Here is an 18,826-nt window from a genome sequence, read left to right as displayed (position 1 = left end):
GGGTAGATAACACCGTGTGCGGCGGTCCGCCATGGCGTTCCCGATCTGGCTTTTAAGCCAATAATATCAGAAGCTAGCTGGATGATTTCAGATTTGCGCGAGCGGCCCGTTCTCTTCGCCTCTCCCCGCCTGCGCGGAAAGGCCGGAATGCGCTCGCAGCCCGCAAACGGGGCGAGGCGAATTCGGGCCGCAAGCGGAGCGAGAGCAACATTGCTCTGGAGCAAGCCGTGAAAGCGATCCGCTACATCTACTGCGTGCTGGAGGACGCGTTCTACACGTTCCTGGCCGACGACGGCTGGGCGATCGCGAGCCATATCGCGCTGTCGACGCTGATGGCGCTGTTCCCGTTCCTGATCGTGCTGACCTCGCTCGCCGGCTTCTTCGGCTCCAAGGAACTCGCCGATCAGGCCGCCAGCCTGATGCTCGAGGTCTGGCCCAAGCAGGTCGCCGATTCGATCTCGGGCGAAATCCACGACGTGCTGACCACCACCCGCACCGGCGTGCTGACGATCGGCGCGGCGCTGTCGGTCTACTTCGCCTCGAACGGCGTCGAGGCGCTCCGCGTCGCGCTCAACCGTGCCTATGCAGTGGTGGAGATGCGGCGCTGGTACTGGCTGCGGCTGGAATCGATCGGCTACACGCTGGTCGCGGCCTTCACCGCGCTCGCCATGGCGTTCCTGATCGTGCTCGGTCCGCTCTTCATCGAGGCGGCGCGGCGCCATATCCCGCTGTTCGTCGAATCCAACGAAAGCATCCTCACCTGGCTGCGCTACGGCATCACCATCGGCGCGCTGGTGGTGGCGCTGGTGATCCTGCATGCCTGGCTGCCGGCGGGCCGGAGGAGCTTCTTCCAGATCATGCCCGGCATCGTCTTCACCATCGTGGCGTCGCTGATCTCAGGCATCGTGTTCGGACAATATCTGGCGCGCTTCGCCAACAATTACGTGACGATGTATGCAGGCCTCGCCTCGGTGATCATCGCGCTGGTGTTCCTGTATTTCATCGCCGCGATCTTCGTTTACGGCGGCGAGCTCAACGCCGCGATCATCAAATCGCAGCTTCCTCACGGCGTGTCGCTTCAAGCAGCGCAGTCGCTAAAGCCCGCGGAGACACAGGCTTGACCAGGAAGGCGTCGGCGCCGGCTTCACGCGAGGCCGCCTCGTCCTCGCCGCGCCCGGAGACCCCGATGATGGGGATTTGAGCCAGCGGCGCCGGCATGGTGCGGATCCGCCTGATCGCCTCGACGCCGTCGATCCCCGGCAGCACCATGTCCATCAGCACCGCATCGAAGGCGCCCTGCTCCAGCCGGTTCACGGCATCCTCGCCGCGCCCGATGAACTCGGCATGATGGCCAAGCTCGGTGAGGATGGTGTTGAGCACGACGCGGCCGAACGGGTTGTCCTCGACGCTGAGCACGCGCAGCGCCGCGACCGTGTCCATCTCGGCTTCGCCTTTCGATTTACCCGACCTGGCCGGCCCTGCCGCATCCAGCGACACCGTCAGCGTGAAGGTGGCGCCGCCGCCATTGCGCGGCGCGACCGAGATGTCGCCCCCCATCGCGCGCGCCAGTTGCTTCACCGAGGACAGCCCTAGGCCGGCGCCGCCGAAACGCGAGGCGATGGTGACATTGGCCTGGCTGAAGGGGCGAAACAGCCGCTTGATCTCGGCCATGGTGAGGCCGATGCCGCTGTCGGACACCGCGAAGGCGACCCCGACCTTGCTTTTGCCCTTGCTCGTCTTGGTAGGACGCCAGGGCGTCACCGCGAGCGCCACGCCGCCCTGCTCGGTGAACTTGACGGCATTGTCGATCAGGTTCTCGAGCGCGGCGCGCAGGCGGACGGGATCACCGACCACCAGCCCCGGCAGCTTGTCGGAGATCTCGACCTGGGCCTGGAGCCCCTTGGCCGCGGCGCGCCCGGCGAGCGAATCGCCGGTGCTGCGCGCGAGCGCCCGCAAGTCGAACAAATCCTGCCGCAGCGTGCTGCCGCCCTTCCCGGCGCCCTTGCCCGTTCGGGCAGCGTCCACGAACAGCGTGGCAAGGCTCGCCAGATGCTCGGCGCCCGCCTTGATGGTGTCGGCCCAGCGCCTCTCCCGCTCCCCGAGATCGGAGGTCGCGAGCAGATCGCTGATCGCGAGAATGCCGGTCAGGGGGGTGCGGACCTCGTGGGCGAAGGCGGCGAGCGCCGCCTGGACCACATCTGGCGCGGCAGCCTTGGGGACGCGCCTGCGCGACCGCCCGGCCGCCCCGGACCGTTTCCGAGGCGGTCGCCTGGACGTCCGCGTAGTGCGCACTGCGCGCGTTTTCGCCGCCATAATTCCCCTTCGAAGTATCCGCTTCGAACCCGGGCCGTCGGCCGAGCATGGCACGGGGGAACCCCCGGAGTCACGGCAGCGTTTCGCTAACCCCCAGAGAAACTTAACCTAATCCCACCAGCTGGCGGACACTGGCGGGTGTGGCGCCAGCAGCGCGCAACTCGCGCAGCCCCGTCGAACGGCTGGATTTCGACAGCTTCCGGCCCTCGCCGTCACGAATCAGAGCATGGTGCCGGTAAGCCGGTTCCGGCAGGCCGAGCAGGACCTGGAGCAGGCGGTGCACCGCGGTTGCGTGAAACAGGTCCTGCCCCCGCACGATCTCGCTGACGCCCTGGAGCGCGTCGTCGACGACCACCGACAGATGGTAGCTGGTCGGCGTCTCCTTGCGGGCCAGGATTACGTCGCCCCAGGCCTCCGGCCGCGCCGGGACGGCGCCGCGCTCGCCATCGGGTCCTTCGCCGAGCTCGTTCCAGCTCAGGCCGTCGACACGGCGGCAGGCCGCCGCCATGTCGAGCCGCAGCGCGTAGGGCGCGCCCGAGGCGATCAGTCGTGTCCGCTCGTCGGCAGGGAGCGACTTCCCATTACCAGGATAAAGCGGTGCGCCATCGGGATCGCGCGGCCACGGCCCGTCGGCCTCCCGCGCCGCCACCAGTCTTGCGATCTCGGCCCGGCTTTCGAAGGCGGGATAGACGAGGTCCAGCGCCGAGAGTCTTTCGAGCGCGGCACGATAGTCGGAAAGATGCTCCGACTGCCGCCGCACCGGCGTCTCCCAGGCAATGCCGAGCCAGGCGAGGTCCTCGTAGATCGCGGTCTCGTATTCCGGCCGGCAGCGCGTCGCATCGATGTCCTCGATCCGCAGCAACAGCCGCCCACCGGTCTCTCGCGCGCGATCGAAGTTGAGCAGCGCGGAATAGGCGTGGCCGAGATGCAGCAGGCCGTTGGGGCTGGGGGCAAATCGGAAAACGGGTGGCATGCGTTCTCGGTGTATCCGTCATTGCCGGGCTTGACCCGGCAATCCATCTTCCATGACTCTGTTACGATAGGAGATGGATGGCCGGGTCAAGCCCGGCCATGACGCCGGAGAGAGCTTACCGAGCCCCATGACCATCCACCTCGAAACCCAGTCCGACCTCGAAGAAGCCGTCCATGCGCTGATCAAGCGCGATCCGCGCCTCAAGCCCGTGTTCGAGATCGCGGGCATGCCGGCGCTGCGGCGGCGCGAGCCGGGCTTTACCGGGCTCGCGCACATCGTCTGCGGGCAGCAGCTTTCGACCGCGAGCGCATCGGCGATCTGGGGACGGCTGTCGGCCGCGTTCGATCCGTTCGACCATGACGCCGTGCGCCGCGCCCGCACCGACCGGCTGGGACGGCTCGGCCTGTCCGCCGCCAAGATCAAGACGCTGAAGCATCTCGCGCGCGAGATCAATGCGCAGCGGCTCAACCTCGACGTGCTCGCCGAGGAAGACGCCGACGCTGCGCACCACACGCTGATCTCGCTGCCCGGCATCGGGCCGTGGACGGCGGATGTCTATCTCCTGTTCTGCCTCGGGCATGGCGATGCATGGCCGGCCGGCGATCTCGCCGTGCAGGAGGGCATCAAGGTCGGGCTCGGCCTCAAGGCGCGGCCGACGGAAAAACAGATGGCGCCGCTCGCCGAGCCCTGGCGCCCGCTGCGCGGCGCGGCCGCGCATCTGTGGTGGAGCTATTATCGCGCAGTGAAGAAGCGCGAGGGCGTGCTCGCCGGAAACTGAATTTTTTTGCGCATGACCTTTCCGGAAAACCTCTAGCCCCGCAGCCGCTCGCGATCGGCGCGAGCGCATTCGGCCACGAAGTCGATCACGGCCCGCACCGCGGACAGCTCGACCAGATCGGGATGGGCGAGCAGCCAGAGGTCGGCGACACTGACGAGCTTCTGCGGCGCGACGCGCACGAGGTCCGGATAGCTTTCCGCAACGAAGCAGGACAGCGCGGAGATGCCGATCCCCGCGCGCACCGCGGCCAGCATGTCGCCCTGCGAGGAGCAGCGCATCACCACGGTGCCCTGGCGCGTGATCGTATCGCTCCAGCGCGCCAGCTGCGCGTTGGAATCCTGATCGGCAAAGCCGATGACGCTGTGCCCCTTCCACTCGCCGCTACGCTCCGGCAGAGGGCGGCCGGCGGCATAGTCGCGCGAGGCATAGAAGCCGGTGCCGAGGCGGCCGATCTTGCGGCCGACCAGGTTTTCCTCGCCGCTGTCGACCGGCCGCAGCACCACATCGGCCTCTCGGCGGCGCACGCTGGCCGGAAACGGATGGGTGATGATCTCGAGCCGGATGTGATCATGCGCGCCGAGGAAGGATCGCAGCCGTGGCATCAGCCAGTGCGAGGCCAGCGTCGCACCGATCGACAGCTTGACCGTGCCGCGCGCCTTGCGCCCGCCGGCGCCGACCGCCGCCTCGGCCCGGAGCGCGGCAGCCGCCATCGCCTCGGCATGCTCGCGCAACGTCCGACCATCGGCGGTGAGCACGAATCCATCCGCGGCGCGCGCCAGCAGTTTTGTGCCGAGCTGCGCCTCCAGCGCCGCGACCTTGCGGCTGACGGTCGGATGGCTGGCGTGCAGACGCTTTGCCGCTGCCGTGAAGCTGCCGGTATCGGCGACCGCGACGAAGGTCTTGCAGAGATCCCAATCCACCGCCGGCTCCGTACAAATCTGAATATACGCTTGTTCAATATTGAACGATCACCTGTCCGCCGTCCAACTTATATTGGGGTCAAAGCGCTGGGCGGCGGACACCCCGCCAGCGCGACAATCGACATGGAAGCGCTCACCATCGGCCGGCAGGCCGTTGACGCGCGTTATCAGGAGGATCGGATGGCACTGCCTGCCTTGCTCAAGAACAATCTGGAGCTGCCCGTCGTCGGCTCGCCGCTCTTCATCGTCTCCGGACCGGAGCTGGTGATCGCCCAGTGCAAGGCGGGTGTCGTCGGCTCGTTTCCCGCGCTCAATGCCCGCCCGGTCGAGAAGCTCGACGAGTGGCTGAGCCGGATCGAGGACGAGCTCGGCGAATACAAGTCGCGCAATCCCGGCAAGAAGGTCGCGCCCTACGCCGTCAACCAGATCTGCCATGCCTCCAACGACCGGCTGATGAAGGACATGGAAACCTGCGTGAAGCACAAGGCGCCGATCATCATCACCTCGCTGCGGCCGCCGGCGGAGATCGTCGAGGCCGCGCATTCCTATGGCGGGCTGGTGTTCCACGACGTCATCAACGTCAAGCATGCGCGCAAGGCCGCCGAGCAGGGCGTCGACGGCCTGATCCTGGTCTGCGCCGGCGCCGGCGGACATGCCGGCACGCTGTCGCCCTTCGCGCTGGTGCGCGAGGTCAAGCAATGGTTTGACGGCGCGATCCTGCTGTCGGGCGCGATCAGCGACGGTTTCGGCATCGCCTCCGCGCTGACGCTGGGCGCCGACCTCGCCTATATGGGCACGCGCTTCATCGCGACGCAGGAAGCCAACGCCGACGAAGCCTACAAGTCGGCACTGACGCAGCATGCCGCGCACGACATCGTCTACACCAACCTGTTCACCGGCGTGCACGGCAACTATCTGGGACCCTCGATCGCCGCCGCGGGGCTCGATCCGGACAATCTCCCGGCCGCTGACAAAACCAAGATGAACTTCGGCTCCGGCGGCAACATGAAATCGAAAGCATGGCGCGACATCTGGGGCTCGGGCCAGGGCATCGGCCAGATCCTAGATGCGCCGCCGGTCGCCGAGCTCGTCGACCGGATGAAGGGCGAGTTCGAACAGGCCCGGCAAGATTTCCTGATGCGCGCCAGCGCCTGACGTCTCGAACTGGTAGAAAAGAAAAACGGGAGGACATCATGAAGCTGGCAGCCGCACTGATCGGCCTGTCGTTGCTGACACTCGCGACCGGGATCGCCCGCGCCGAAGGCAGCAACGAGATCCGCATCGGACAGACCCTGCCCTATAGCGGCCCGGCCTCCGGCTTCGGCGCGATCGGACGGACGCAGGAGGCGTTCTTCGAGAAGGTCAACACTGAGGGCGGCATCAACGGCCGCAAGGTCAAGTTCATCACGCTGGACGATGCCTACTCGCCGCCGAAGACGGTCGAGCAGACCCGCAAGCTGGTGGAGCAGGACGAGGTGCTGATGATGTTCGGCTCGCTCGGCACCGCCACCAACAGCGCCGTGCAGCGCTACCTCAACGGCAAGAAGGTGCCGCAGCTGTTCGTGCTCTCCGGTGCGACGAAATGGGCCGATCCGCAGAAATATCCGTGGACCATGCCCGGCATGGCCGCCTACGAATCCGAGGGTGTGGTCTATGCCAAGCACGTGCTGCGGACCAAGCCCGGCGCAAAGATCGCCATCCTGTCCCAGAACGACGATTTCGGCCGCGACTATGTCGCCGGCTTCAAGCGCGCGCTCGGCGAGAAAGGCGCCAGCATGATCGTCGCGGAGCAGACCTATGAGACCAGCGCGCCGACGATCAGCTCGCAGCTCTCGACCCTGAAGGCGTCGGGCGCCGACGTGCTGTTCGGCGTCGTGCTCGGCAAGTTCACCTCGCAGATGATCAAGGGCGTGGCCGAGATCGGCTGGAAGCCCGAGCTGTTCTTCGTGCCGACATCGGCCTCGTCGATCTCGTTCCTCGAGCCGGCCGGGCTCGACAACGCGGTCGGCCTGATCTCGTCGAGCAACCAGAAGGACACGATGGACCCGCAATGGGCCAGCGATCCCGGCGTGAAGGAGTACTTCGCCTTCATGAAGCAATACATGCCGACTGCGGACCTCTCCAACTCCAACTACGCGGCCGGCTATCACTATGCGACGCTGCTGATGACGGTGCTGAAGGCGTGCAAGGATGATTTCAGCCGCGACAACATCATGCGCCAGGCGGCCTCGCTGAAGGAGGTGAAGCTGCCGCTGCTGCTGCCGGGCATGTCTGTCACCACCGGCCCCGACGACTATCTGCCGTTCCAGCAGCTTCAGCTCCGCCGCTTCAACGGCAAGAGCTGGGTCGGGTTCGGCGACGTGCTGGACGATCGCTAGACTCGAGCGCAAAAAGGGACACGCCATGATCATCAGCGGCGAACGCCGGATCGGCTATGACGAGATCCAGGCCTGCATCAGGCGGGCGGCGAGCGGGCTTCGCGAGCTCGGCCTCGCCGAGGGCGCTCCGGTCGCCATGATGCTGCGCAACGATTTTGCGCTGTTCGAGGTGGTCGCGGCCTCTGCCGCGCTGGGCAGCCCGGTGGTGCCGATCAACTGGCACCTCAAGGCCGAGGAGGTCCGCTACATCCTGACCGACAGCGGGGCGAATATCCTGGTCTGCCATGCCGATCTGCTGCCGCAGATCCGCGCGGGTCTGCCCGAGGATGTCCGCCTGCTCGTCGTCGCGACGCCGCCCGAGCTCGCCGCGACCTTCGCCATTCCCCCCGAGCTGACTCAAGTCCCGGCGGACCTCACCGATTGGGATCGCTGGCGCGACAGTCATCCGGAAATGCAGGAGCCGCCGCGCCGTGCCGCGGCAATGATCTACACGTCGGGGACCACGGGCATGCCGAAGGGCGTGCGGCGGATGCCGATGCAGCCCGAACAGGCGGCCGCCTCCGAGCGCGTCGGTGCGATCGCCTATGGCATCAAGCCGCGGGACAACCAGGTCGTGCTGATCAACGGCCCGATGTACCACTCGGCGCCGCACTCCTACGGCATGCTGGCGTTCCGCAGCTTCTGCACCATCGTCCTCCAGGCGCGGTTCGACGCCGAGGAGCTGTTGGCCCTGATCGAGCGCCACCACGTCACGCATATCCACATGGTGCCGACCATGTTCGTCCGGCTGCTGCGGCTGCCCGAGGCCGTGAGACAACGCTACGACCTCTCGTCGCTGCGTTTCGTCGTGCACGGCGCCGCGCCCTGCCCGCCCGAAGTGAAGCGCGCCATGATCGATTGGTGGGGACCGGTCATCAACGAATATTTCGGCTCGACCGAGACCGGCATCCCGGTCTGGCACTCGGCCGAAGAGGCGTTGAAGAAACCGGGGACGGTCGGCCGCGCCATCGAAGGCGGCATCGTCAAGATTTTTCGCGACGACGGCAGCATCTGCGGCGCCAATGAGGTCGGCGAGATCTACATGCGCCAGACGGCGGTGCCCGATTTCGACTATCACGGCAAGGCGCAGGCGCGCGCCGAGGCCGGGCGCGACGGCCTCGTCAGCGTCGGCGACGTCGGCTATCTCGACGAAGACGGCTATCTGTTCCTGTGCGACCGCAAGCGCGACATGGTGATCTCGGGCGGCGTCAACATCTATCCCGCAGAGATCGAGAACGTGCTGATCGCAATGCCCGGCGTGCGCGACTGCGCCGTGTTCGGCATCCCCGACGCCGAATTTGGCGAGCGGCTGTGCGCCTGCATCGAGCCGGAGACCGGCGCGCAGCTCTCCGCCGCCGCGGTGCATGCCTTTCTGCGCGAGCGATTGGCCAACTTCAAGGTGCCGAAGGAGGTCCAGTTCCTGGATGCGTTGCCCCGCGAGGCGACCGGAAAGATCTTCAAGCGCAAGCTGCGCGATCCCTACTGGGCGAACCACCGCTAACGGAGGCGAACGAACAGCGTTTAAAACTATGTTGAGGTTGCAAACGGGGCGCGCATGGTCGATGAGATGCCGGTGCGGATCAGAGCCGGGATCGACATCATGACAGCCACCGACTTCATCGTTGCACGGGACAATCTCGAAACCTGCAAGACGATCGCAACCGGGCTTCCCACGGCAGATGCGCTGCCGCAGGATGCACTTCTCGTCAAAGTCGAGCGCTTTGCGTTCACCGCCAACAACATCACCTATGCGGTGATGGGCGACGAGCTGAAATACTGGCAGATCTTTCCCGCGCCACCGAGCTTCGGCAACATTCCGGTGTGGGGCCTTGGCGAGGTGATCGCCTCGAACCACCCGAACGTGCCGGTCGGCGAGAGGCTGTTCGGCTATTTCCCGATGGCGACGCATCTCGTGATCGAGGCGACCGACGTCAGCAAGCGCGGCTTGCGCGACGGCGCCGCGCATCGGCAGGGCGTGGCGCCCGTCTACAATGCCTATGCGCGTGTCGGCGGCGATCCCGCTTACGCCGGGCGGCAGGGCGACTACCAGGCGCTTCTGCGGCCGCTGTTCATGCTGTCGTTCCTGGTCGACGACTTCCTCGCCGAGAACGATGATTTCGGCGCGCGCGCCGTGCTGCTGTCGAGCGCATCGAGCAAGACCGCATTCGGGCTCGCACATCTGCTTCACACGCGCGGCCGCAAGGTGATCGGCCTGACCTCATCAGGCAATTCCGGCTTTGTCACCTCGCTCGGCTGCTATGACGAGGTCGTCACCTATGACCGCGTGACGTCGCTACCGTCAGACGCGCCGGTTGCCTTCGTCGACATGGCCGGCAACAGCGCGCTGCGCGCCACGCTGCACCGGCATTTCGGCGACCAGATGAAATGCTCGGTGCGCGTCGGTTTGACGCATCGTGCGACCGATGCCGACGAAGGCGTCCTGCCCGGCGCAAAGCCACGCTGGTTCTTCGCCCCCGACCACATCCGCAAGCGCGCCAAGGAATGGGGTCCGGGTGGCATCGAGCAGCGCCTTGGCGCGGCCTGGGCCGGCTTCGCGCCGATGTTGGAGCGATGCCTGACCGTGGTCGAGGGCCGCGGGCCCGAGGCGGTGCGGCAGGTCTATCTTGACACGCTGCAGGGCCGCATTCCGCCGGAGCAGGGCCATATGCTGTCGCTGCTCGGGTAAGGCGCTTTTGACGTCAGCCGAACCAGTATAGCGTCAGCCTCAGAGGAAACGCCGCGAAGACGGCCATGAGGTCGCGCATGCTGGACAAGACGCAGGATATTTCCGTCTCCGCACAGGCCTGGCTCGATGAGTTCGAGCGGACTCTCGGCAAGCCCGATCCAGCCGCGCTGGAGCGCCTCTTCCTCAGCGACGGCTTTTGGCGCGACGTGCTGGCGCTGAGCTGGAACCTGCAGACGATCGCAGGCCGCGATGCAGTCGCTCAGGCGCTGACAGCACTTGCGCCCGAGGCCGTACCGACCAATTTCAAGATCGCTCCGAACCGCGCGCCGCCGCGCTGGGTGACGCGTGCCGGTACGGCCAACATCGAGGCGATCTTCAATTTTGAGACTGCGATCGGCCGCGGCAGCGGCATCGTGCGGCTCGTCCCTGATGCGGCCGACGCCGACTACCTGAAGGCCTGGACGCTGCTCACCGCACTCGACGAATTGAAAGGTTTTGAGGAGCAGCTCGGCACCTCGCGCCCGCGCGGCCAGGCCTATTCGCGCGATTTCCGCGGGCCGAACTGGCTCGATCTGCGCAACGCCTCGCGTGACTATTCCGATCGCGATCCGGCCGTGCTGGTTGTCGGCGGCGGCCAGGCGGGGCTCGCGATCGCGGCACGGCTGAAGCAGCTGAGGGTCGACACTCTGATCGTCGATCGTGGGATCCGGATCGGCGACAATTGGCGCAAGCGCTATCACGCGCTGACCCTGCACAACCAGGTGCAGGTCAATCACCTGCCCTACATGCCGTTTCCGCCGAACTGGCCGGTCTATATCCCCAAGGACAAGCTCGCCAACTGGTTCGAGGCCTATGTCGATGCCATGGAGCTGAACTTCTGGACCGGCACCGAGTTCGGGGGCGGCTCGTATGACGAGGCCAAGGGCCACTGGACCGTCAGACTGCGCCGCGCCGACGGCAGCAAGCGCACCATGCATCCGCGCCACGTGATCATGGCGACCGGCGTCAGCGGCATCGCCAATATTCCCGACATTCCGACCCTCGACGCTTTCAAGGGGACGCTGGTGCACTCCAGCCGCTACGAGGACGGCGAGAACTGGACAGGCAAGCGCGCCATCGTCCTCGGCACCGGCAACAGCGGTCATGATATCGCGCAGGATCTTTATTCCAGCGGCGCCGAGGTGACGCTGGTGCAGCGTTCGCCGACACTCGTCACCAATATCGAGCCGTCGGCGCAGCTCGCTTACGCCACCTACAATGAAGGCACGCTCGAGGACAACGATCTGATCGCGGCCTCGATGCCGACGCCGCTCGCGAAGAAGACGCATGTGATGCTGACGGAGCAATCGAAGGCGCTCGACAAGGAGCTGCTCGACGGCCTCTCGCGCGTCGGCTTCAAGCTCGACTTCGGCGAGGCCGGCACCGGCTGGCAGTTCAAATACCTCACCCGCGGCGGCGGCTATTATTTCAACGTCGGATGCTCCAACCTGATCGTCGAGGGCGCGGTCAAGCTCAGGCAGTTTTCCGACATCGAGAGCTTCGTCGCCGAGGGCGCGCGCATGAAGGACGGCTCGACCATCGCCGCCGACCTCATCGTTCTCTCGACCGGCTACAAGCCGCAGGAGTACCTGGTGCGAAAGCTGTTCGGCGACGGCATCGCCGACCGCGTCGGCCCGATCTGGGGTTTCGGCGAGGGTTTTGAACTGCGCAACATGTATGCGCGTACGAAGCAGCCCGGCCTCTGGTTCATCGCCGGCAGCCTCGCGCAATGCCGCATCAACTCGAAATATCTCGCGCTGCAGATCAAGGCGATCGAGGAAGGATTGTTGGGGCGGACGTAGACACAGCCGTCATTCCGGGGCGCGCGAAGCGCGAGCTATGATGCGCAATTGCGCATCTGAGAATCCATTTATCCCCGACACCGCCGTACGATGGATTCCGGGTTCACGCTTCGCGTGCCCCGGAATGACAAGAGGAGAAATCAATGCCAGCCATTCTCGGCACCGGCGAGCACCGCTACCGCGTCGTCGAAAACTTTGCGAAACTTCCCGACGGCTGGACGCTCACCGACGTCGCCTCGGTCGCGGTCGACAGCAAGGACCGCGTCTACGTGTTCAACCGCGGCGCCCATCCGATGGTGGTGCTGGACCGCGAGGGCAACTTCCTGCGCAGTTTTGGCGAAGGCCTGTTCTCCCGCGCGCACGGCCTGCATATCGACGGCGACGACAATCTCTATTGCACCGACGACGGCGACCACACCGTGCGCAAATGCACCACCGACGGCAAGGTGCTGCTGACGATCGGCATCCCCGCAAAGCCGGCGCCGTTCATGAGCGGCGAGCCGTTCCACCGCTGCACCCACACCGCGCTGTCGCCGAAGGGCGAGATCTACGTCTCCGACGGCTATGGCAATGCGCGCGTGCACAAGTTCACGCCCGACGGCAAGCTGATCAAGAGCTGGGGCGAGCCGGGCACCGATCCCGGCCAGTTCAACATCGTGCACAATATCGCGACCGATGCCGACGGCTGGGTCTATGTCGCCGACCGCGAGAACCATCGCGTGCAGGTGTTCGACGGCGAGGGCAAATACGAGACGCAGTGGAACAATTTGCACCGGCCCTGCGCGCTGTGCTGCTGCGGCGGGGCCAAGCGCCCGACCTTCGTGATCGGCGAGCTCGGTCCCGGCCTCGACATCAACCGCAACGTGCCCAATCTCGGCCCGCGGCTGTCGATCGTCGATGCGCAGGGCAAACGCATCGCGCGGCTCGGCGGCGAGGAAGGTCCGGGCGTTGCCAGCGGCAAATTCCTGGCGCCGCACGGCATCGCGCTGTATTCGAGGGGCGACATCTATGTCGGCGAGGTCGGCGTCACCAACTGGAAGGCGAGCTTTCCGGACGAGGAAGTGCCCGCCGTGGTGCGTGCGACGCGGTGCCTGCAGAAACTGGAGCGGGTGCCGGAATGAGGCGTCGGCGACCGCCCGGCGGTTCCGTCCCGGCCTCGCCCGCCCTCCCCGAATCACGGCGTTTTTGGGCGCTTCGCCACCCCGCCGCCGCATTGGCTGAGGCTGAATAAGTCTCTCGACGGGCTTCACAATCCCGTCACGCTGCATGTAGTATGTCAGTACATGCTGCTTCGCAGCGTACATTGGAGGCCGGGAGCGTTACTTGAACGCACATGTCTCGCAAGGCAGTTGGCCGGTGTTGGTGCTGAATGCGGACTTCCGGCCGCTGAGTTACTACCCACTGTCTCTGTGGTCGTGGCAGGACGCGATCAAGGCGGTGTTTCTCGACCGCGTCAACATCGTCGCCCATTACGATCAGGCGGTACGAAGTCCGACGTTAGAGATGCAGTTACCGAGCGTCGTCTCGCTCAAATCCTTCGTCAAGCCGACCACCCATCCTGCCTTCACCCGGTTCAACGTCTTCCTGCGCGATCGCTTCAACTGCCAATATTGCGGCTCGCCCGAAGACCTGACGTTCGATCACATCATTCCGCGCAGCAAAGGCGGCCAGACCACCTGGGAGAACGTGGTCGCGGCATGCTCGCCGTGTAACCTGCGCAAGGGCAACCTCACGCCCGCGCAAGCCAAGATGTTTCCGCGCCAGACCGCGTTCGCCCCGACCGTGCACCAGCTCCACCGCAACGGCCGGCTCTTCCCGCCGAACTACCTGCACGACAGCTGGCTGGACTACCTGTACTGGGATACGGAACTGGATCCGTAGAGGCCGGTCTCATACCCCAATCGCATTCCGCGCCACCACGTCGCGATAGAACGCCGCGCTCAGCTTCGGCACCCTTGCCTGCGTCTCGAAGTCGACCCGGTAGAGGCCGAAGCGCTTGCCGTAGCCGAAGATCCATTCAAAATTGTCCATCAGGCTCCACAGGAAGTAGCCGCGGATCGGCACGCCTTCCGTGATCGCGCGCTGCATCTGGGTCAGGTAGTTGCGCAGGAACATGATGCGGTCGAGGTCGTAGACCTGGCCGTCGGCAGCGATCCTGTCCTCGGACGAGGTGCCGTTCTCGCTGACGTAGATGGTCTCGATGTTCCAGATTTTCGCGGCAAGGCGCGGGGCCCAGTAGATCACCTCGGGGCCGACCCGCAGCCATTCCGAATTCATGTGCGGGAACGAGGTCGGGAACGGCAGCACGTGGAAGCCCGGCGCGCGGTCCGAGGCGGTGACATAGTATTGCGGCGCGTAGATGTTGAGGCCGACGAAATCGTTCGGCGTGCCGATGATCTTCAACTCCTCCGCGGTGAATTTCGGCGCGTTCGCACCGGCATAGGCGAGGAAGCCGTCGGTGTACTTGCCCTCCAGCACCACGCCGAGGAAGCCGGCATTGAGTTCGCGCGTCGCGATCTCGGCGGCGCGGATGTTGTCCGGCGTCGCGATCGCCGGCACACAAGCGGCGATGTTCTCGGCTGCACCAACTCTCGTGCCGGCACGCCCGGAGGCGCGGATCGCCTGCACGGCAAGCCCGTGCGCCAGCGCGACGTGATGGCGGGCCTGGTTGAGCTGTGCGGTCGACAGCTTCAGGCCGGGCGCATCGATGCCCCAGCCATAGCCGAAATTCACGAAGCGCCCGACCTCGTTCACGGTGAAGACGGTCTTGACGCGATCGGTCAGGCGCGCGGCGACGTAAGCTGAATAGTCGGCAAAGGCTTTCGCCGTATCGCTCGACTGCCAGCCGCCGACGCGATCCTGCAGCGCCTGCGGCAGGTCCCAGTGATACAGCGTGGCGTAGGGCTCGATGCCGTTCGCGAGCAGCTCGTCGACAAGGCGGTTATAGAAGTCGAGCCCCTTCGGATTGGGCTGGCCCGATCCATCCGGGAACACGCGGGGCCAGGCGATCGAGAAACGGTAGGCCTTGACGCCGAGCGCCTTGATCAGCGCGACGTCCTCCTTGTAGCGGTGATAGTGCTCGTTGGCGCGGTCGCCGGTCGAGCCGTCCTCGATCTTGCCGGGCGTGTGGCTGAAGGTGTCCCAGATCGACTTGCCGCGCCCGTCCTCGTTGACGGCGCCTTCGATCTGGTAGGACGAGGTCGCTGTGCCCCACAGGAAATCCTTCGGGAAAGGCGCGGGTGCGTGTCGGTCGGCCGGAGTGGTCTCCGCAGCCCTGGCGTCCATTGCCGCGCCAAGCGCGGCGAGACCCGCAAGCCCTGCAAATTCGCGCCGCGAGACATCAGCTGACATCGTTATCTCCGCGCCTGCTCCATATCGATCTGATAGACGGAAATCCTGTCGATCTCGAATGCCACGCGCGGCGGCGATTCCGCATCGACCGGTCCGACGCCAAGGAAGAACTTCGATCCGATCGCCAGGTTGACGATCATGTACATGGGATCGTCGAAGCCGATCGGCACCTTGATGTCGGAGACCGGCCTGCGGTCGATGAAATAGACCAGGCGATCCTCCGCCCACAGCACACCGTAATTGTGGAAGGTGCTCGACGCATCGCCAACTGCGAAATCGAAGCCGCAGGACTGGATTTTCTGGGTCGACGGAATCCGCCAGTGCGTGGTCATGACGAGATTGCCAGGCCGCTCGCCGCGGCCTTCCAGCACGTCGACCTCCGGCGGCCAGCCGCCGTCATCCGCCAGCATCCAGAACGCCGGCCACACCGCATGGCCGACCGGGACTTTGGCGCGGATCTCGAAATAACCGTGCTTCTGCGCGAACGAGCCCTGGGTCGTCAGGATCCCGGAGATGTACTCGTTGTTGAACAGCACGGGTCTCAATTCCGGCGGCGTGCGGCTGGCCACGATCGACAGCACACCATCCTTCACCTCGAACGGATCGAGCCCGAGCGGCGCCGCCCCACGGCCGGCGTAGCGCGGATCGACATAGATCTGCTGCTCGCCATTGGCGCTGGTCTTGCGCTTGAAGTCGGAGCCGTCGCCGCCCCAATAGCGCGCCTCGGGCCACGCCGCGCCGCCGGCATAATGCGGTACCCAGCGACCTGTCGCGAGCGGATGCTCGTTGAAATCGTCGTTGAAGGTCCGGCGCAGCGTCAGGAACGCAAGCGAGGCGGGATTGACCGTCTCCAGCCTGCGGCACTCGATCGTGGAGGGATCGGTGGTGACTTGCAGCGACATCGTGCCGGGCGCATCACCGAGATCGTCCTGCGCGACGACAGGCGCAGGCACGGCCGACAGACCGATCGCGACCAGAGCGCCCTTCGTCCAACGGTCGATCATCACCGCACATCGAACATGCCAGGAAACCTCACCGAAATTAGCTTGCCTGTCCCTGAACGGGCAAGCGCACCCATCGGGCGCCTGCGGGCGATTTCGCAAAGACATCTCGACCGCTCACGCCGATCGGCCGCGGCCGGGAAGCCTGTCATCCGGCACAGGACTGATGACGAACCCGGGCAGATTCTCGCGTTCCCACATCGCCAGGGGCGGCTTCCTTCAACATTCGTTACGGTCCCTTAAGCCTCCAATGGCAGCTTTTCAGGGATCTGCGGACCTACCCGGCCGGTCGCCAATCCGTCAGGTACGAGGTTGCCGCCGCCATGCTTGCCGAAACACTGGAAGGGGTTCAGTTCTCGCCGTCGAAGCGGGCGACCTATCTGCGTCTCGTGCTGGCTGCGCTGGCGGCGGTCATCGCGTTCAAGACCTTCTGGTTCGCCCGCTGGGGCGGCTGGACGGACCGCGAGCTCGCCGATTTCGACGCCTTCCACATCGTCGCGCAGCGCGTCTGGCGCGGCGACGTCGACCAAGTCTATCACTTCGGGGCCCTCTTGAAGATGCAGATGGAGGCCGCCGGCGGCACGACCGGCTTCATGCCCTGGACCTATCCGCCGCAATACGGTCTCCTGCTCGCGCCGTTCGCGTTGCTGCCGGTCGGCGTCGCCTATCTCCTGTTCACGACCGCAACACTCGCGCTCTATCTTGCAGTGTTGCGCACGATCTCCGGCGCGAATTTCGCGCTAGCGCTGGTGATCCTGTTTCCGGCACTGGTGATCACCATCGGCTCCGGGCAGAACGGCTTTCTCACCGGCGCGCTGATCGCGCTCGTCTGCCTCAACCTCGAACGGCGGCCGCTTCTCGCGGGCCTTGCGCTCGGCGCCATGGTGATCAAGCCGCACCTTGCCATTGTCGTCGGCGTCTATTTGCTGGCGACGCGGCGCTGGGTCGCGCTTGCGACCGCAGCAGTCGTCGTGCTGGCGAGCTCGCTGCTCTGCACGCTCCTGTTCGGCTGGCAGATCTGGGCGGCCTGGCTGGGCGCGATCAGGGAATCGGCGAGCTATCTCGAGCAGGGCTCCTATCCGCTCTATCGCATGATCTCGACCTATGCGGCGCTCTCCAAAGCCGGTCTTCCGGCAAGTATCGCCTTCTGGGGACAGGTAACCGTTGCGGGGCTGGCCTTGCTCGCCGTCCTCGTCGGCACGGCACGTGGTACGTCGTCCAGATTCGCACTTGGCATCACGGTGATGCTGTCGGTGATGATCAGCCCTTACGCCTATGATTACGACCTGCCGATGCTGGGGATCGGTCTTGCCTTGATCCTGCCCGATCTCGCCGGGCTGGCGAGCCCGCGCGAGCGCAGCTGGATGTACGGGTTGATCCTGCTCGCGGGCGCCTATGGACTGCTACAGTCGGCGCGGCTGGCCGCACAAGTCGATCCCAGTCGGCATTTCACACCCGCCATTGGCGGCTTCGCGCTGATGGCACTGCTGCTTCTCCTGCTAAAATTGCTGTGGAGCCGGGGACAACCTGCGCCGGCCCGGCCGCAAACCGCACAACAGCGTCTCTAGGCCCGCTGCAATGCCAGCGTCACGCCGCCGAGCGTGAGCGCCATCGCCGCCCATTCACGCAGGCCCAGCGGCTCGCCGAGGATGATTGCGGCCGAGATCACGCCGATCACGGGCACGATCAGCATGCCGGTCGACGCCGCGGTCGGCGGCAGGCGACGCAGCGTCTCGAACCAGGTGACGTAGCAGAGGCCCATCGGCACCAGCGTCATGTAGATGAAGCAGCCGAAGCCCAGCGGAGTGATCGCCGAGACATCCGGATGCTCGAAGAGCACGCCGAGAAGCAGCATGGTGGCGCAGCCGAGCCCGACCTGCCAGGCGACGACGACCAGCGGCGGCATCGGCAGCGGCTTGCGGTTGAGCACATTGCCGAGCGCGAATAGGATGGCGCAGAGCAGCGCCAGGACGATGCCCAGCAGCTTGTCGGCGCCGAACGCGAAGCCATTGCCGCTCAGCAGCAGCGCAACGCCGGCGACGCCGAGGACGAGCCCGAAGACATCCCGCAACGTGGGCCGCGTGTGCAGCACCGGCCAGGCGAACAGCATGGCCCAGATCGGCATGGTGTAGGCGAGCAACGCCCCCTCGCTCACGGTCACGTATTTCATCGCGACCGTGCCGAGCCCCATCCAGGCAAAGACGTTGGTGAGGGTCGCAAACAGCAGCCGCGGGATCGCCTCGCGCGGTACGGCAAACGCCTCCTTCCGGCTCAGCGCCAGGGCCCCGAGAATGACCGCGGCGCAGACACCGGCGAGCCCGCGGGCAAACAAGGGCGGCCATTGCTGGAGCAGCAGCTTCATCAGCGGCCAGTTCAGCGCCCAGCCGATCGCGGTCACGCAGAGGCAGAGAGCACCGATCGTCCTGTCGTGCCGGGCCGAATCCATGGCTAGCGCTTAGCAGGCGGGTGCTGGCCGCTCCACCTCGGCTGGTGCATGCTGGCCATCGCCGGGCACGGAACCCGACGCGCGGGTGCCCGTTCACAGG

At 65.7% G+C, this 18,826-nt stretch carries 16 protein-coding genes; 10 read left to right on the top strand and 6 right to left on the bottom strand.

From position 1 onward, the window contains the following. Positions 1 to 227 precede the first annotated feature (227 nt). Positions 228 to 1,121 carry a YihY/virulence factor BrkB family protein gene (locus XH79_RS16205; protein ID WP_212341090.1) on the top strand — a complete coding sequence of 298 codons (894 nt, stop codon included), beginning with the start codon at positions 228 to 230 and terminating at the stop codon, positions 1,119 to 1,121. Here the strand turns inward: XH79_RS16205 and XH79_RS16200 are convergent. Both XH79_RS16200 and gluQRS read right to left on the bottom strand, forming a co-directional pair. Next, on the bottom strand, positions 1,048 to 2,313 hold the full coding sequence (locus XH79_RS16200) for an ATP-binding protein (protein ID WP_271582264.1): 1,266 nt from the start codon (positions 2,311 to 2,313) through the stop codon (positions 1,048 to 1,050). The two genes, XH79_RS16205 and XH79_RS16200, sit on opposite strands and share 74 nt — an antisense overlap. A gap of 103 nt (positions 2,314 to 2,416) precedes the next feature. Beyond that, positions 2,417 to 3,286 (bottom strand): tRNA glutamyl-Q(34) synthetase GluQRS, encoded by an 870-nt coding sequence (gluQRS, locus tag XH79_RS16195; protein ID WP_271582263.1) that lies wholly within the window; start codon positions 3,284 to 3,286, stop codon positions 2,417 to 2,419. A gap of 127 nt (positions 3,287 to 3,413) precedes the next feature. Between gluQRS and XH79_RS16190 the strand changes: the two genes are divergently transcribed. Next, positions 3,414 to 4,064 (top strand): DNA-3-methyladenine glycosylase family protein, encoded by a 651-nt coding sequence (locus XH79_RS16190; RefSeq protein WP_271582262.1) that lies wholly within the window; start codon positions 3,414 to 3,416, stop codon positions 4,062 to 4,064. A 32-nt stretch (positions 4,065 to 4,096) separates the two neighbouring features. Here XH79_RS16190 and XH79_RS16185 read toward each other — a convergent pair whose 3' ends face one another. Continuing rightward, positions 4,097 to 4,984, bottom strand: a complete 888-nt coding sequence (locus XH79_RS16185; RefSeq protein WP_271582261.1) for a LysR family transcriptional regulator — start codon at positions 4,982 to 4,984, stop codon at positions 4,097 to 4,099. Between the two features lie 180 nt (positions 4,985 to 5,164). Between XH79_RS16185 and XH79_RS16180 the strand changes: the two genes are divergently transcribed. The 7 genes from XH79_RS16180 (at position 5,165) to XH79_RS16150 (ending at position 13,809) form a co-directional block, all read left to right on the top strand. After that, on the top strand, positions 5,165 to 6,139 hold the full coding sequence (locus tag XH79_RS16180; protein WP_271582260.1) for an NAD(P)H-dependent flavin oxidoreductase: 975 nt from the start codon (positions 5,165 to 5,167) through the stop codon (positions 6,137 to 6,139). A gap of 38 nt (positions 6,140 to 6,177) precedes the next feature. Then, a complete protein-coding gene (locus tag XH79_RS16175; protein WP_271582259.1) occupies positions 6,178 to 7,362 on the top strand; it encodes an ABC transporter substrate-binding protein in 1,185 nt (394 codons plus the stop codon). Then, complete coding sequence (locus XH79_RS16170; protein WP_271582335.1) at positions 7,355 to 8,902, top strand: acyl-CoA synthetase; 1,548 nt, start codon at positions 7,355 to 7,357, stop codon at positions 8,900 to 8,902. The genes XH79_RS16175 and XH79_RS16170 overlap by 8 nt, the downstream gene beginning before the upstream one ends. Positions 8,903 to 9,001: 99 nt before the next feature. Further along, a complete protein-coding gene (locus XH79_RS16165) occupies positions 9,002 to 10,087 on the top strand; it encodes a DUF2855 family protein (protein ID WP_271582258.1) in 1,086 nt (361 codons plus the stop codon). Positions 10,088 to 10,164: 77 nt separating this feature from the next. After that, on the top strand, positions 10,165 to 11,928 hold the full coding sequence (locus tag XH79_RS16160; protein WP_271582257.1) for a flavin-containing monooxygenase: 1,764 nt from the start codon (positions 10,165 to 10,167) through the stop codon (positions 11,926 to 11,928). A 143-nt stretch (positions 11,929 to 12,071) separates the two neighbouring features. Then, positions 12,072 to 13,049, top strand: a complete 978-nt coding sequence (locus XH79_RS16155; RefSeq protein ID WP_271582256.1) for a peptidyl-alpha-hydroxyglycine alpha-amidating lyase family protein — start codon at positions 12,072 to 12,074, stop codon at positions 13,047 to 13,049. A 202-nt stretch (positions 13,050 to 13,251) separates the two neighbouring features. After that, positions 13,252 to 13,809 carry an HNH endonuclease gene (locus XH79_RS16150; protein ID WP_027522133.1) on the top strand — a complete coding sequence of 186 codons (558 nt, stop codon included), beginning with the start codon at positions 13,252 to 13,254 and terminating at the stop codon, positions 13,807 to 13,809. Positions 13,810 to 13,818: 9 nt separating this feature from the next. Here the strand turns inward: XH79_RS16150 and XH79_RS16145 are convergent, their stop codons facing one another. Continuing rightward, a complete protein-coding gene (locus XH79_RS16145) occupies positions 13,819 to 15,279 on the bottom strand; it encodes a GH1 family beta-glucosidase (RefSeq protein ID WP_271582255.1) in 1,461 nt (486 codons plus the stop codon). A gap of 2 nt (positions 15,280 to 15,281) precedes the next feature. Further along, entirely contained in the window at positions 15,282 to 16,283 is a 1,002-nt protein-coding gene (locus tag XH79_RS16140) for a glycoside hydrolase family 16 protein (protein ID WP_271582254.1), read from the bottom strand. A gap of 320 nt (positions 16,284 to 16,603) precedes the next feature. Here XH79_RS16140 and XH79_RS16135 point away from each other — a divergent pair, with 320 nt between their 5' ends. After that, positions 16,604 to 17,848, top strand: a complete 1,245-nt coding sequence (locus tag XH79_RS16135; RefSeq protein ID WP_271582253.1) for a glycosyltransferase family 87 protein — start codon at positions 16,604 to 16,606, stop codon at positions 17,846 to 17,848. Here the strand turns inward: XH79_RS16135 and XH79_RS16130 are convergent. Beyond that, a complete protein-coding gene (locus XH79_RS16130) occupies positions 17,845 to 18,726 on the bottom strand; it encodes a DMT family transporter (RefSeq protein ID WP_271582252.1) in 882 nt (293 codons plus the stop codon). The genes XH79_RS16135 and XH79_RS16130 overlap by 4 nt on opposite strands. Positions 18,727 to 18,826 lie beyond the last annotated feature (100 nt).

This window comes from Bradyrhizobium sp. CCBAU 45389 (assembly GCF_028128625.1).
GTDB lineage: Bacteria > Pseudomonadota > Alphaproteobacteria > Rhizobiales > Xanthobacteraceae > Bradyrhizobium > Bradyrhizobium liaoningense_B.
This window is presented reverse-complemented; position numbering and strand designations above follow the sequence as displayed.